General features: G+C 40.0%; 17 protein-coding genes. 5 read left to right on the top strand and 12 right to left on the bottom strand.

Annotated features, from left to right (window positions below):
• Nucleotides 1–6 precede the first annotated feature (6 nt).
• Nucleotides 7–540, bottom strand: a complete 534-nt coding sequence (locus tag LIT25_22675; protein USK33298.1) for a DUF6241 domain-containing protein — start codon at nucleotides 538–540, stop codon at nucleotides 7–9.
• Between the two features lie 188 nt (nucleotides 541–728).
• On the opposite strand from LIT25_22675, the gene LIT25_22680 reads away from it, so the two are divergent.
• Complete coding sequence (locus LIT25_22680; protein ID USK33299.1) at nucleotides 729–872, top strand: hypothetical protein; 144 nt, start codon at nucleotides 729–731, stop codon at nucleotides 870–872.
• A 115-nt stretch (nucleotides 873–987) separates the two neighbouring features.
• Here the strand turns inward: LIT25_22680 and LIT25_22685 are convergent, their stop codons facing one another.
• From LIT25_22685 to LIT25_22695, 3 genes are all read right to left on the bottom strand, one after another.
• Nucleotides 988–2316 (bottom strand): Na+/H+ antiporter family protein, encoded by a 1329-nt coding sequence (locus LIT25_22685; protein ID USK33300.1) that lies wholly within the window; start codon nucleotides 2314–2316, stop codon nucleotides 988–990.
• A 241-nt stretch (nucleotides 2317–2557) separates the two neighbouring features.
• On the bottom strand, nucleotides 2558–4048 hold the full coding sequence (locus LIT25_22690; GenBank protein ID USK33301.1) for a leucyl aminopeptidase: 1491 nt from the start codon (nucleotides 4046–4048) through the stop codon (nucleotides 2558–2560).
• A gap of 15 nt (nucleotides 4049–4063) precedes the next feature.
• A complete protein-coding gene (locus tag LIT25_22695; protein ID USK33302.1) occupies nucleotides 4064–4462 on the bottom strand; it encodes a DUF309 domain-containing protein in 399 nt (132 codons plus the stop codon).
• Nucleotides 4463–4619: 157 nt separating this feature from the next.
• On the opposite strand from LIT25_22695, the gene LIT25_22700 reads away from it, so the two are divergent.
• Together LIT25_22700 and LIT25_22705 are read left to right on the top strand one after the other, a co-directional pair.
• Nucleotides 4620–5099: a divergent PAP2 family protein gene (locus LIT25_22700; GenBank protein USK33303.1), complete on the top strand. Its 480-nt coding sequence runs from the start codon at nucleotides 4620–4622 to the stop codon at nucleotides 5097–5099.
• Between the two features lie 12 nt (nucleotides 5100–5111).
• On the top strand, nucleotides 5112–5927 hold the full coding sequence (locus LIT25_22705; GenBank protein USK33304.1) for a cobalamin-binding protein: 816 nt from the start codon (nucleotides 5112–5114) through the stop codon (nucleotides 5925–5927).
• Between the two features lie 201 nt (nucleotides 5928–6128).
• Here LIT25_22705 and LIT25_22710 read toward each other — a convergent pair whose 3' ends face one another.
• From LIT25_22710 to LIT25_22730, 5 genes are all read right to left on the bottom strand, one after another.
• Complete coding sequence (locus LIT25_22710; protein ID USK33305.1) at nucleotides 6129–6827, bottom strand: 3D domain-containing protein; 699 nt, start codon at nucleotides 6825–6827, stop codon at nucleotides 6129–6131.
• Between the two features lie 140 nt (nucleotides 6828–6967).
• Entirely contained in the window at nucleotides 6968–7258 is a 291-nt protein-coding gene (locus tag LIT25_22715; GenBank protein ID USK36381.1) for a YuiB family protein, read from the bottom strand.
• Nucleotides 7259–7360: 102 nt separating this feature from the next.
• Nucleotides 7361–7486 (bottom strand): YuiA family protein, encoded by a 126-nt coding sequence (locus LIT25_22720; protein ID USK36382.1) that lies wholly within the window; start codon nucleotides 7484–7486, stop codon nucleotides 7361–7363.
• Between the two features lie 163 nt (nucleotides 7487–7649).
• The gene (locus LIT25_22725; GenBank protein USK33306.1) at nucleotides 7650–8132 is read right to left on the bottom strand and encodes an NUDIX hydrolase; all 483 of its coding nucleotides are present in this window, start codon (nucleotides 8130–8132) and stop codon (nucleotides 7650–7652) included.
• 99 nt (nucleotides 8133–8231) lie between these two features.
• Nucleotides 8232–9455: an NAD(P)/FAD-dependent oxidoreductase gene (locus LIT25_22730; protein USK33307.1), complete on the bottom strand. Its 1224-nt coding sequence runs from the start codon at nucleotides 9453–9455 to the stop codon at nucleotides 8232–8234.
• Nucleotides 9456–9844: 389 nt separating this feature from the next.
• Between LIT25_22730 and yumC the strand changes: the two genes are divergently transcribed.
• Nucleotides 9845–10840 carry a ferredoxin--NADP reductase 2 gene (gene yumC, locus LIT25_22735; protein ID USK33308.1) on the top strand — a complete coding sequence of 332 codons (996 nt, stop codon included), beginning with the start codon at nucleotides 9845–9847 and terminating at the stop codon, nucleotides 10838–10840.
• 210 nt (nucleotides 10841–11050) lie between these two features.
• On the opposite strand, the gene LIT25_22740 is transcribed toward yumC, so the two are convergent.
• Nucleotides 11051–11896, bottom strand: a complete 846-nt coding sequence (locus LIT25_22740; GenBank protein USK33309.1) for a hypothetical protein — start codon at nucleotides 11894–11896, stop codon at nucleotides 11051–11053.
• Between the two features lie 129 nt (nucleotides 11897–12025).
• Here LIT25_22740 and LIT25_22745 point away from each other — a divergent pair, with 129 nt between their 5' ends.
• A complete protein-coding gene (locus LIT25_22745) occupies nucleotides 12026–12538 on the top strand; it encodes a hypothetical protein (protein ID USK33310.1) in 513 nt (170 codons plus the stop codon).
• 51 nt (nucleotides 12539–12589) lie between these two features.
• Here LIT25_22745 and LIT25_22750 read toward each other — a convergent pair whose 3' ends face one another.
• Nucleotides 12590–12952, bottom strand: a complete 363-nt coding sequence (locus LIT25_22750; protein ID USK33311.1) for an iron-sulfur cluster assembly accessory protein — start codon at nucleotides 12950–12952, stop codon at nucleotides 12590–12592.
• 90 nt (nucleotides 12953–13042) lie between these two features.
• Nucleotides 13043–13903 carry a diaminopimelate epimerase gene (dapF, locus tag LIT25_22755; protein USK33312.1) on the bottom strand — a complete coding sequence of 287 codons (861 nt, stop codon included), beginning with the start codon at nucleotides 13901–13903 and terminating at the stop codon, nucleotides 13043–13045.
• Nucleotides 13904–14093 lie beyond the last annotated feature (190 nt).

Below are 14093 nucleotides of genomic sequence, written 5' to 3' on the forward strand. Positions count from 1 at the left end.
TTTTTATTATTTAATCTCACCCTTATTTTCTTCAAGATATTTTAATTCTTCGTCTTTGGACAACACGCCAGTTGCTTTGCCTATTGTACCTCCCTGAAGGCTCCAAATAGCATTGTGGTCCCTGTCAGCTTCTGCATAATCATTTTCAAGCCATCTGCTGAGGATGTCCAAATATAAATCCGAGTTTTCAAAGGCTTCTTTGTCGCTCTCAATTTGTTTAATTAAATAAAGAATTCTCTCTTCCGTGATTTCAAAGTGAATCCACTTATCTTTGGCCTCCACTTTTTGGTGAGACATCCCGTGGAGATATTTCTGTATTTGATCTTCTGTAATCGTAGCTCCGCCTACTGGAAATGGATTATTGCTTAAATCAATTTCAGCAAGCTTCTCCGAACTTTCATTAATTGTCTTATTTACTTGTTCTGTACTTTGTACAGGCGTATGCATCATTTCAGTGAAGATATAAAAAATAACTCCCGTACAGCATAGCAATAATATAATTGCACCCGTGAGAAACTTATGCTGTTTCATCCATTTCATTCACTGCACCCCTATCTTTTTTATACTAAATAGTTCTATTCATCTATTTATATCTCCTTCTCCGGTAAAGATTCTTGCATAACTAGACAAAATTCGATAAAATCTTACAGTACCCTAGATTTCATGTTTAAAAGATTCCTAATTTGGAAAATACTTAGTGTGAGATCTTGTGAAAGAGGTGAGCTTTCATGACAGTATTGCAAATGAAGCGTTATTTCTTAAATGAAAAAGAACGCGAAACATACGAGAATACTCTTTTAAAAAGACAGCCTGAACTGTTGGAGAGAATCCTGGAAATGGATGACGAAGAGTTATTAGAGAGATTGAAATAAGAAAAGCGAAGCTTAACATCATAGAAAAGCTCTGGCGCCTGATCAGGAGGCAGAGCTAAGCATCGAAATAAAAGACCGCCCTGTTTATATGCAGGCGGCCTTTTCTATTTTTCTATTAAAGGACAATTGCCGCGATCCATCCGAAAATAATCAATGGAATGTTATAATGCAGGAATGTTGGCACACATGTATCCCAAATATGATTATGCTCTCCGTCAGCATTTAAACCTGACGTTGGTCCAAGAGTGCTGTCAGATGCAGGTGAACCTGCATCACCGAGCGCTCCGGCAGTACCTATGAGTGCAATGGTTGCCATAGGGCTAAAACCCAGCTCAAGGCAAAGCGGTACAAAAAGAGTCGCAATGATTGGCACCGTTGAGAACGATGAACCGATTCCCATCGTAACAAGCAGACCAACAAGCAGCATTAAAAGAGCTGCAATAGACTGATTTCCGCCAATTAATTCAGCAGAAGTTTTAACCAATGTATCAATATGGCCTGTTTCTTGCATGACAGCTGCAAAGCCGGAAGATGCAAGCATAACAAATCCAATGAACGCCATCATTTTCATCCCGGTAGTCAAAAGCTGATCCGCTTCATTCCATTTCATTGATCCTGTTGCATAGAGAACAATAATTCCTGCCAGAGCTCCGAAAATCATTCCTTCTACTTCCAGTATCTGTGAAAGGAATAATTGAACACTTAATGAAACGATAATAGCAAGTATTGCAAAAGAAACACTTTTTTTCGTATAAACAGCTGGTGCATGTCCAGCTATTTCTTTTGTCTCATAGGAACGTTTCTTTCTGTACGTAAAGAACGCCAGAATTAGTCCGACAACCATACCTGCTGAAGGAATCAGCATCGCCTTCGGAATATCCTTAAGACTTACGGACAAGCCGCCAGCTGCCATGTTTTCTTGAAGAATGCCATGGAAAATCGCACCGAATCCGACCGGCAACAGCATATAAGGTGTAATTAAACCAAATGAAATGACAACAGCGATTAAACGGCGGTCCAACTGCAATTGATTCAATACCTTTAATAAAGGCGGAATTAAGACAGGTATAAACGCGATATGAACAGGTACAACATTTTGAGAAAAAATAGAAATAATCAATATAATTATTATAATAAGTACTTTTGAAAGAGATTTCCTTTTTTCTTCTCCTTCTTTACCAACTAGCTTAATAGCTGCTTCTACCATTGCATCAGGCAAGCCAGTTTTTGACAGAGCAACTGCAAAAGCGCCAAGAAGAGCATAACTCAGGGCAACAGTGGCGTTCCCGCCAAGACCTCCTGTAAATGTTTCAATTGTCGTTTTTAAATCCAGTCCGCCTGTTAAACCTCCAACAAGTGCGCCTGTCACTAAGGAAAATACAACATTTACCCGCAGCAAACTTAAAACAAGCATGACCAAAACAGCCAAAATAACTGCATTCATCTATAAAACCTCCGGAATCTCTTTACTTTAGTATGCTAATGTATTAGTGAGATAAAATTCAATAGAATTAAAATAACATATTTTCTTTTTTAGTGTCAATGTTAAAATTTTATTATATTAGCAGACTAAAGGATTATGGAATAAGGATGTATGTATTTTGAATGATGCAATCTACCGATAATGAATGCATCAATTCCATCTATACAAAAAAAGGCACTGTAATCAGTGCCCTTCCCCGTCATTAAACCTCAAATCGTTCCACAAAAGCGGCAAGCGTCCGAGCCATGACACCAGTGCCGCCAGAAGGTCCAAGATCATCTGCATTGGAAGATGTCGCTGTTCCTGCGATATCTAAATGCACCCACGGCGTACCTTCTGCAAATTCTCCAATAAATGTCCCCGCCATAATGGCATGGCCTTCACGCCCAGGGGAATTATTCAGATCCGCCATTTTACTGCCGCGAACTTTATCAATGTCTTTTTTTGTAATCGGCAATCTCCAGATTGGCTCCCCGCATTCATGGGATGCCTCTAATACTTGCTCAAATAATGATTCATTATTTGTCATCGCACCTGTTGTATGTGTTCCAAGGGCAATGATGACTCCGCCTGTTAATGTCGCAACATCTACTAAGTAATTTGCGCCATGATGCTTGGCATATGTGATGCCGTCAGCAAGGACTAATCGGCCCTCTGCGTCTGTATTGAGCACTTCAATCGTTTTTCCGCAGAGCGAAACGATGACATCATCAGGCTTGAAAGCATTGCCGCTTATCATGTTGTCAGTTGATGGAATGACAGCGAGTACGTTTTGCTCAGGCTTCAGTTTTCCAATGATCTCCATCGCCCCTAAAACAGCTGCTGCTCCGCCCATATCTGATTTCATGCCGACGATGCCGTCTTTCGGCTTAATTGAGTAACCTCCAGTATCAAAGGTAATGCCTTTTCCAACCAGACCAATCACATCTGTCCATTCTTCTTTTCCCTGGTATTTAAGAACAATCATTTTCGGCGGCTCATCAGATCCCTTGTTCACAGCAAGGAGAGCACCCATTCCAAGCTTCTCCATATCTTCTTTTTCAAGCACTTCATATTCAAAACCGTATTTTTTAGCGATGTCAACAGAGTATTTAGCAAGTTCCGTTGCCGTTAAAATATTACCGGGCATGTTGACAAGCGTTCTTGCAGAGTTTGTTCCTTCTCCGAATGCAGATCCAACTGCAAGACTTGAACGTATTTCCGCTTCATCTTCATTTGAGATGATCGTAACTTGGTTGATGTTTCGTTCTGGCTCATTTGATTTTTGTTTATAGTCCTGTATTTTATAAGTAGAAAGCGGAAGAACTTCTGATAATGCGTGAGCAGCTTCATTTACTTGAACATGTTCACTTATGAATGTATCAAGAACGATTGAAAAAGATTGAATTTCAGCTTTTTGCAGTGTCTTGAACAGCTTCGCAAAAGACTCTCTGGCAGCATCAAAATCATATTCCTTTTCTTTGCCAAGGCCTGTAAAATAAATTCGTTTTGCGCCGATTTTACCAAGAGTATGTACTTTCGAGATTTCATTCTTTTTGGCAGAAATATCCCCCTCTTTTACAAGCAATGAAAAATGACCTTCAAGCTTTTGGTCAAGCTCAGCTAAATGGCCTTCAAACGAGCTTGTCTTTTGAAACAATCCAAAAATGATTGTTTCTTCGTTCCATTTAATTGATGATCGAATATGAAACATGAAAACACACCTCCATTAATAGTTAGGTTTTCCCGGCTCTTCTTCAAGATATAGAAAAAGAGCAGGCAATTTAGGCAGCTGCCCGGCTTTTTCAAAAGAAACCGACTGAATGCCGGCAGGAATAATAACCAGACATTCTTCAATGAATGCATTTACTTTTTCAAGATCTACTCCCCAATGGAATGGGCGGTAAGACTGTATGTAAGAGTGTCCGGCTTGCATCATGAGCCTTGCTCCTTTAATATTGCCATATTCGTAATGATAAATAGCAACTGTCATTTGCAGCATGCCTTTTAGAAATAAGTTATCCTTCTCCGTCAGCCAGATTAATTCAAGCAAATCATGACATGTATAATAATCGCCTTCATTAAAATGGATAAAAAACTGATAATATTCCATTGGGTAAAGAGTCACGTGGCATGCACTCCTCTCTGACCTTATTGTATCAAAGGATAAAAAGTTTTTATACTATTTGAACAAATGACAGAGGATAAGGGCATGAATGTATGGAACTATACCATACAGTCAATAACAGAGCATTTATTTTTGAACGGAAAGGATGTCCGACCTCATGGAGATACTGCTTAATTTCCCGCTATTTGCTTCCCTGGCAGCCATTTTCTTTGCACAATTTGTAAAAGTGCCGATTACGTATATTGCGACTCGAAAAATTGACTGGTCTCTTATTTTAAGCACTGGGGGAATGCCCAGTTCTCACTCTGCAGCTGTTACGGCACTTGCAACAGGGGTCGCTCTTGATAACGGGCTTGCCTCTTCCCTTTTTGCTGTTTCAGCGGTTTTTGCTATCATTACAATGTTTGATGCCACTGGAGTAAGAAGACACGCCGGAGAGCAGGCCACAGTTCTTAATAAACTTGTAACTGACTTTAATACATTTGTCGGCGAGGCAAAGGCATGGCCCCGGCAAGAAGAAAAAGAAAAGCAAAAGAAATTGAAAGAACTTCTGGGACATCAGCCTATTGAAGTATTCTTCGGAGGATTAACAGGAATTTTATTGGCCTTGTTCCTGCACTATTTATTCATTAAGTAAGGAGGGATTACTTTGCGGCTTATATCCATCTGTCCAAGCAATACAGAGCTTGCCGCCTATTTAGGTCTGACTGACGATCTCATCGCAGTCGACGATTATTCAGACTGGCCGGAACTAGTGAATGACCTGCCGCGTCTTGGACCTGACTTATCCATTAATATGGATCTTGTAGAACAACTGCAGCCTGACCTTGTTCTAGCTTCATTGAGTGTGCCGGGTATGGAAAAAAACGTTGAAGAGCTTATAAAAAGGAATATTCCTCACCTTGTTTTAAATCCCCAATCTTTTGATGATATAGGAAACGATCTTATGGCCGTAGGTATAGCGGCAGGTAAAGAAAAAGAAGCCAAGGCAGTTGTCTCCCGCTATTATGGGATTTTAAAGGATTATAAAGAAAAAGCATCAAAACTTGATTACCGTCCTTCTGTTTATTTTGAATGGTGGCCTAATCCAATTTTTACACCTGGTCAAGTAAACTGGCTGACTGAAATGTGTGAGTTGGCAGGAGGGCGCAATAGTTTCCGTGATGTGGAGCTTGCGAGTGTCCAAACCAGCTGGGATGACATTCTCCGCAGAAATCCTGATCATATTTGTCTTGCATGGGTCGGCGTTAAGCAAAGCAGAATGAAAGTCCAGCATGTTCTGAAGCGGGAATCGGCAGAAAACCTTACAGCAGTAAGGGAAAATCGGATTCACCTTCTTGAGGAACAGCTTTATTGCAGACCATCACCCAGACTCTTAAACGGGCTTGCGAAACTTGCTGTCATCCTTCATCCGGAACACTTTCCGCAGCCTGAAGAGACAGATTACTTAACTTCTAATACATAGAAAAAGCTCAGGTGTTATAACCTGGGCTTTTTCCGCAGTTGAGAATCCTCATTTATTCTATATTTTTATTATTTCCCTATGATTTCAAGTTGATCAATGAATTCTATGACTTTCGAGATTAATTCCATGACTTTCAAGATTAACCACTTCTGCAGAAATCTCCTCAGGCCGCGGGACTCAGGCAAGGAGTCACTGCGCTAGTTAACTTTTTGTTTTCGGCTTTATGTATTTTTGACGAAATGCCTGCATAGACTTATCTTCATTCAGTTTCGTCAGTTCATTTTCAGTTAATCGTCCGTTTCCTTTTTGAACGATATATATGTCTAACGTTTTTTTGCCCCAGGATTGAAATACTTCTTCAACAGTATCGTAATAAAGATCGAGTTCATTCCCCTTAATCGCTCCGCCCTTGTCTGCTACAACACCAAAGCCGTAACCCGGAATAAAAAGAATGGTTCCTATCGGAAACACACTTAAATCAGCTGCTATTGTTGAATACAAATCTCTTTTTACTTTCACACCAGAATACGTAATGCCATATTCGGGATGTTCAGGATTTTTGCCTGTTGATTCATAGCCTGCCGTGTATCCGGTTGCTGTTACTTCTTTTTTCGGATATTTCGACAAGTTAATTTCATTTTCAAGCGACATTTGGTTTAAAGAACTTCCGCTTGAAGAAATCGCAGTTGCGACAGTTTTTTCATTGTGCAGAGATTTTGGGATAAGGCCTGTCAGCTTATACGGATGGCTTTCACTTTCCAAGATGCCTTTGCTCCACCCATTTATATCAGACAGATCCTTTGCCTCTACACCTGAAAAAGCTTTTAAAGTGGTACCGAGCGCTACTAGAAGTAATAGTGTCATTAATAGACGCCTTGACCAGGTTTTTGTCCTATCCATTTACGATGTGTTCACTCCTCTCACATCAATAATCGTTTCCAAATAATAAACGAAATATTCAAGATAGAGAGAATTCCATATTTTACAAGTTTTAATTTTCTGCAAATAAAAAGATCTGTACACGTTGTACAGATCACCTTTTAAAACATTTGATAGCCTCTTTTGCGGAGCATGTTAATAACAATTCCGGAGACAATCGCTCCGATAAAACCGCAGGCGAGTATTAGAATATCTGCCAAAGCCAAAGATAGAATACGCTCTCCTAAAGATGAAAAAGATGGTCCAGGTGAGGTAAAGTATTGAGTGACTCTCACATTATCTACAATCAATATACAAACAATCGGATAGATAATTGCCATGATCCAAGACATGCGAAGCAGCATATTCAGCAAGAAACCGATTCCAAAAAATAAAACAAAGAATAAAAGCATCGAAATAATCAATACAGGTAAAAACAAATTATCGCCTCCAGTACACCTATTTAAGTGTACTGAACAAGCGATTATCAGTCAATTGTAAAAAAATTGAACGTTTTATGAAGACTTCTTTCCTGTTCCATTGCAGCAATCGCACGTTTCCGAACCGCCAAGTAGCAATTGAAAATAACCTTTACCCGAACAATATGGACATTCTTTCTTTTCAATAGCAGATGCATTCATCATCTATTCTCCCCTTTGTCAAGAATCTCTTTTTTGATATTGAAGATACTATATCAGGTTCTTTGTAAAGGATAAAGGGAGAAAATCTCACGGGATTCTTGATGTAAGCGAATACATCAAGCTCTTCCTCTTATTTTCTCAATTTTTCTTATTATTTTGAAAATTATAAAAATAATTGATATACCGTGTATCCAAACTGATCACCAGGGTTTAGACCTTCTACTTTATAAAGCATTTTCTCAAACACTTCTTCAGCAAATGACTGAAGCAGCAACGATGCATCCTCGTCGTCCTTAAGAATTTGCGGAGAAAAAAAAGAAGCTTCATACAGTTCATCTTCCTGTACAATGACTTTAGAAGAGATAGCCTTTAATTTAAAAATAATCATATTATCGCTGATTGTATTTTGAATGACGCCTGACCGAATTCCAATAACACCTTGCACTTCTGCTTCAATTCCCGTTTCCTCATGAATTTCCCGAACAATCGCCTCATCAAGCGTTTCCCCTTCATTTACGAATCCGGCTGGAAAAGACCACTTTCCTTTCAAACCGCCGTACTTCTTTTTCACGACAAGCCAGTCCCCTTTTTCGTTTTCAACTACACCAGATACAGCAATCCATACATTCCCCCGCTTATTTGCCACCGTAATCCTCCCCTTTTGACTTACTATATTAAATTAGATTTTTTCGGGTAAAAAAAAGACAAAAGCTCAAGGCTCTTGTCTTTTATTTTACTCTACTTCTTAGAAAAATTTAAATTTACCTTTTTTAACGACTAATCCTGCTCCGCCAACCATTAATAGAGCACGGTTATCAATCATTTTTTTCATGAATGAAGCTTTTGTTCCCATTACTTTCTTGCCAAATACCATACCTACAGCGTCATCTTCGCCAAGTGAAGCAACTGTACCTTTAATGTCTGGTTTGAATTCTTCCATTTCACCCTGGTCACGAACGGCCACAGCAATGTTTTTAGCAGCTGTAATACCTTGCTGCATAGCAATTTGAGCTGTTGGAGGATATGGACGGTTGATTTCTTCGTTGATTACTAGAGAACAGTCGCCAATGATGAATACATCTTCATGGCCTGGAGCTCTTAAGTAAGAATCTACCTTTACACGTCCGCGCATGTTTTCGAAGCCAGCTTCTTCAACGATGCTGTTTCCGCGCACACCTGCTGCCCATACAACTGTATCAGATTTGATTTCTTCCATTACGTCATCTTTTGCAACGATGATGCCGTCTTCAACACATTCTTTAATGGCTGTGCCGATTTTGAATTCTACCCCTTTACGCTCTAAGTGGTTTACAGCGTATTCTACAAGCTCTGGATCAAATCCAGGAAGAGCTGTTGGAGCAGCTTCTACACAGATGATGCGTACTTTCTTATGATCAACATCGTACTCGCGGCAAAGCTCAGGAACACGGTTAGCAAGTTCGCCAAGGAACTCGATGCCAGTGAAGCCAGCTCCGCCCACAACGATTGCAAGGCGCTGATCGCGTTTTACTTCTTCTGTGTTGTAAGTAGCGAATTGATATTCGATATGCTCGCGCAATTGACGCGCTGCATTGATGTTTGTAATACCGAAAGCGTACTCCTTCAAGCCTTTGATTCCGAATGTTTCTGGATGAGATCCAAGAGAAATCACAAGGTAGTCATACTCAAGCTCGCCATTTGAAAGAACAATTTTCTTTTCATCTTTGTTGATGGAAACAACTGTTTCTTTCACAAATTTTACACGGCTGCTATCAATAACATCTTTCACTTGGTATCTTGCTTTATCATGATGCAATGTACCTGCTGAAGCTTCGTGAAGCCATGTTGTTTCATAGTGATAATCATTTTTGTTAACCAGTGTAAGATCTGCTTCGTTTACACCAATCATTTTTTGAAGACGTGTAACTGCCATTAATCCGCCGTAACCTGCACCTAAAACTACTATTTTGGGCTTTCTCAACCGAATCACATCCACCTTTTTTTCTGATTTGTTGTAAAGAATGAAATAATTTCTATACTAATTATCTTCCGCTGCTTCACAACATTTTATTTTGTTTTGCCTAAAAAAGTATGTGAAAATGTTCACTTAACTTTTCAAAAATAATACTAAAACTCTGTGAGTAGTAACATGAAATATAATTAATTCCTATATTACATAATAGCATCTGCGATATATTTTTCAAGACCAAATTGAAGGATTAGAAACGTTAAGAATTTTACAAAAATAAAAACATTCTCTATAATAATCATATTCATCATACAAGCACATCTCTTTACTCAAGTACCAGATGAAATTGTTAAAGAGATATGATATGTTATAATTAAGAATTATTATCAATTACAAGCGGGGGGATATTTGTGAAGGAAGACACAAAAGTATACGATATAACGATCATTGGCGGCGGACCTGTTGGTTTGTTCACAGCTTTTTACGGCGGCATGCGCCAGGCTTCAGTTAAAATCATTGAAAGTTTGCCGCAGCTCGGCGGTCAGCTTTCTGCCTTATATCCTGAAAAATACATATATGATGTTGCAGGATTTCCTAAAGTGCGCGCACAGGAGCTGGTAAACAATCTAAAAGAGCAAATGGCCAAGTTTGAGCCGACAGTATGTTTAGAGCAAGCAGTTGATACTGTTGAAAAACAGGCTGACGGCGTGTTTAAATTAACAACTGATCAAGAAGTTCACTATTCTAAAACGATTATCATTACTGCAGGAAACGGTGCGTTCCAGCCCCGTAAAATTGAACTTGAAGAAGCTGCTTCATTTGAAAAAGCAAATCTTCATTACTTCATTGATGATTTAAATCAATTTGCCGGCCAGAGAGTTCTTCTTTGCGGAGGCGGAGATTCTGCTGTTGACTGGGCACTTATGCTCGAGCCAATTGCTGAAAAGGTAACACTTGTCCATAGAAGAGATAAGTTCCGTGCTCATGAGCATAGTGTTGAAAACCTGAATAACTCAAAAGTTCAAGTTCTCACTCCATTCGTTCCAAAAGAATTAACAGGTTCAGCTAATATTGAACAAGTAGTATTAGAAGAAGTGAAAGGCGAACGCAAAGAAGTCATTGATGTTGACTCTGTCATCGTCAATTTTGGATTTGTCTCATCACTTGGCCCAATCAAAAACTGGGGTCTTGAAATTGAGAAAAACTCAATTGTCGTTAACAGCAAGATGGAAACAAACGTTGAAGGCATCTATGCTGCAGGGGACATCTGCACATATGAAGGAAAAGTAAAACTGATCGCAAGCGGGTTTGGTGAAGCTCCAACTGCTGTTAATAATGCGAAAGCTTATATGGATCCAAAAGCAAGAGTTCAGCCGCTTCACAGCACAAGCTTATTTGAAAAATAATAAGAAAAGCAAAAGCGCCTTGATTAGCACAGACATGGCAGATAAGATCCGGCGAAAAGCCCGGGTTTGACATTTTTTTGTCCAAGCCGTTCTGGCCGGGCAGCTAGTCGCTTCCGCTAGCCATTAATGTGCAAAACTTTATATTCCTACAATAAAAAGAGGAAAGCGGTCTGCTTTTCCTCTTTTTTATTGGAATAAACGCTGCAGAACTTATTGCTGCCAGTAATTGCTGTATGGATTGTAATAAACCGGCTGATTCCATTGCTGGAATCTTTGGGCGCCAAACGGCATGCCGCTTTGATCATCTCCAGGCATTTGACCAAAAGGACTTCCCTGACCGCCCTGCATTCCACCAGTTTGACCCATCCCCGGCATTTGACCGAATGGGCTTTCCTGAACGCCCTGAGTGCCCCCATTTTGCCCCCCTGGCATTTGACCGAATGGACTTTCCTGACCGCCCTGTATTCCACCAAGTTGCCCCCCCGGCATTTGACCGAATGGACTTTCCTGACCGCCCTGCATTCCACCAAGTTGACCCATTCCCGGCATTTGACCGAATGGACTTTCCTGAGCGCCCTGCATTCCACCAGGTTGACCCATTCCCGGCATTTGACCGAATGGACTTTCCTGACCGCCCTGCATTCCTCCAGATTGACCCATTCCCGGCATTTGACCGAATGGACTTTCCTGACCGCCCTGCATTCCACCAGGTTGACCCATTCCCGGCATTTGACCGGCTTCCTGATCGCCTTCTGTCCCGCCGTTTTGTTCTTCTGATTCTTGAGGAGCCTCTTCTTCTATTTTTGGAGGTTCCGGCATTACTTCGAAGGATTTAATATCATTCACATTCGCCTGACTTGTCGTTAATGCGGGAAATGACAAAATAAACACCGCACCTGATTGTTTATCTAAGTAGAATATAAATACCTCTTTTTCCGTACCGTTTGTAAAGGTTAATTTTACCCATTTATATAGGCCTTCATTTAATTCATCTGTTGATGAAAGACGAAATTGATTATACATCTGATATGGATATGGATATGGATTGTAATTCATTATTCAAGCTCCTTTCTCTATTCACACATCCATACTATATGCCCGCTATTTGTCCTTTGTTTTTAAATTGGAACCTGAAACCCTTTTCTATTTATCCTCGACTAAATTTTCAAGGGAGGGGGAAATGGTGTGAAATGGAAACTAATCTTATGCGCGATGATTTTGTCAGGCATTTTAGTACATGAAGAAAAAGGCTATGCTTGTTCTTGTGCGCAGCAGCCTTCCGTTCAATCAGAATTAGAAAACAAAACAGCCATTTTTTCAGGAAAAGTATTAAAGGTCACTGTAAGCAGCCAGAAAAAAGTGTTAATTGATGTGGATCTTATCTGGAAGGGCCCTTCTCAATCACAGCTTATGATTGAAACAGAGCGGGACTCTGCAGGGTGTGGAGTGGATTTCATTGAAGGTGAAAATTACCTTGTTTATGCATTCGGAGATAAGAATAACCTCGAGACCGGATTATGCGAACGAACAAATTTGCTCACAGACGCAGGGGATGATATAAGAATACTCGGTGCAGGAAAAAAACCGGAAAAGCAAGTGAATCTGGAACATCAGCTAGAAACTAATGCAATTATTGGGGGAATTTTTATTGCGATTCTTTTCATTTTCACTCTCTTGTTTTTACGGAACAAGAAATAAAAAAGACACTTCACTGGCGTCTTTTTGCCAATGAAATGTCTTTTTTTATATTCAGCACTCTTCAGGTGTACCAGTATTCGCAGCTGTTCTGAAAGATGAACCGCATCCGCATGAAGCAATCGCATTCGGATTATCGATGGTAAATCCGCCCCCCATTAGGGACTCTTTAAAATCAATTTTTGTCCCTTTTAAAATAAGGGAGCTTTCTTTATCGACAAGCACATTGATGCCATGTACCTCAAACTGAGTGTCATCCTCATTCGGTTCTTGTTCAAAACCCATGCCGTAAGATAAACCGCTGCAGCCGCCGCCTTTTACGCCAACGCGCAGAAAAGCCTGCTCTTCGCCATTTTCTTTCATCATATCTTTTATCTGATAAGCTGCTGCTTCAGTAATTATTACAAAATCATTCATTTTCTTGTTCCTCCTTTGCCAATAATCCAAAGGCTATACATTAAGTATACCCAATCCATCCGGAACTCTCAAATGAAACACCCTGCACTGCTATTTATCGCAGAAGTAAACACCTGTACAGATGACCTCTGCTGGGCCAGTCATTAAAACATTTCCCTCTTCCGTCCAATTAATAAGAAGATCCCCGCCGGCAAGATGGACAGTTGTATCCATTCCTCTCTTCGTATATCCATTGAGAACAGAAGAGACAACGGCTGCACAAGCACCAGTTCCGCATGCCTGTGTAACACCTGAACCTCTTTCCCACACTCTGAAATGAAGTTCGTTTTCGGCAGCCACTTCAACAAACTCTACATTGATGCTTTCAGGGAAAAGAGGATCTTTCTCAACCCTTGGCCCAAGTGTTAACACTGGAGCTGTTTCAATGCTGTCCACATAGAAAATAAGATGCGGATTTCCCATTGAAACGGCTGTAGCATGATAGGTTTCGCCGGCAAATTCAAGCTGTTCGTTTATTACTTTTTCATCAGGAGTGCCGGCCATAGGAATTTCTGCACGATCAAGCTTTGGCTGCCCCATATTGATTGTTACTCTGCTGACTTCATTATCTTTCACTTCGAGCTTTGCATGAACCAAACCTGAAAGTGTTTCAATCGAAAATTCTTTTTCATCTATCAGTTTATTCTCAAATGCATATTTTGCAACACAGCGAAGACCATTTCCGCAGTTTTTCCCTTCAGAACCATCACTGTTAAAAATCCTCATCTTTACTGGTGCTTTTTCAGATGGACAAATTAAGATAAGTCCATCTGAACCGATCCCAGTAAATACATTGGATACTTCCTTTGCAAGCTGAGGAAGTTTAGACTCTTCAATTTGTTCTTCAAACATATTTACATATATATAATTGTTGCCGAGTGCATGCATTTTTGTGAATTGGAATTGTTTCATGCTGATCTCCCTCTTTTTTCTCTTTTTATAAGTATAAAATGCTGGAAACAGGATCACAATAGAAATATCCCCCGTTTGTTATAGATAATAAAAGCTCCCTGCTTTGGTGCAGGGAGCTTTTATTTGTGATTTTTTCCATGATTAAAACATTAAATCCCCTGCTATGACTGCACTTAAAGGCTGGCAAGGG

This window comes from Bacillus sp. F19, from assembly GCA_023823795.1.
In the GTDB taxonomy this organism is placed as follows: Bacteria; Bacillota; Bacilli; order Bacillales; family Bacillaceae; genus Bacillus_P.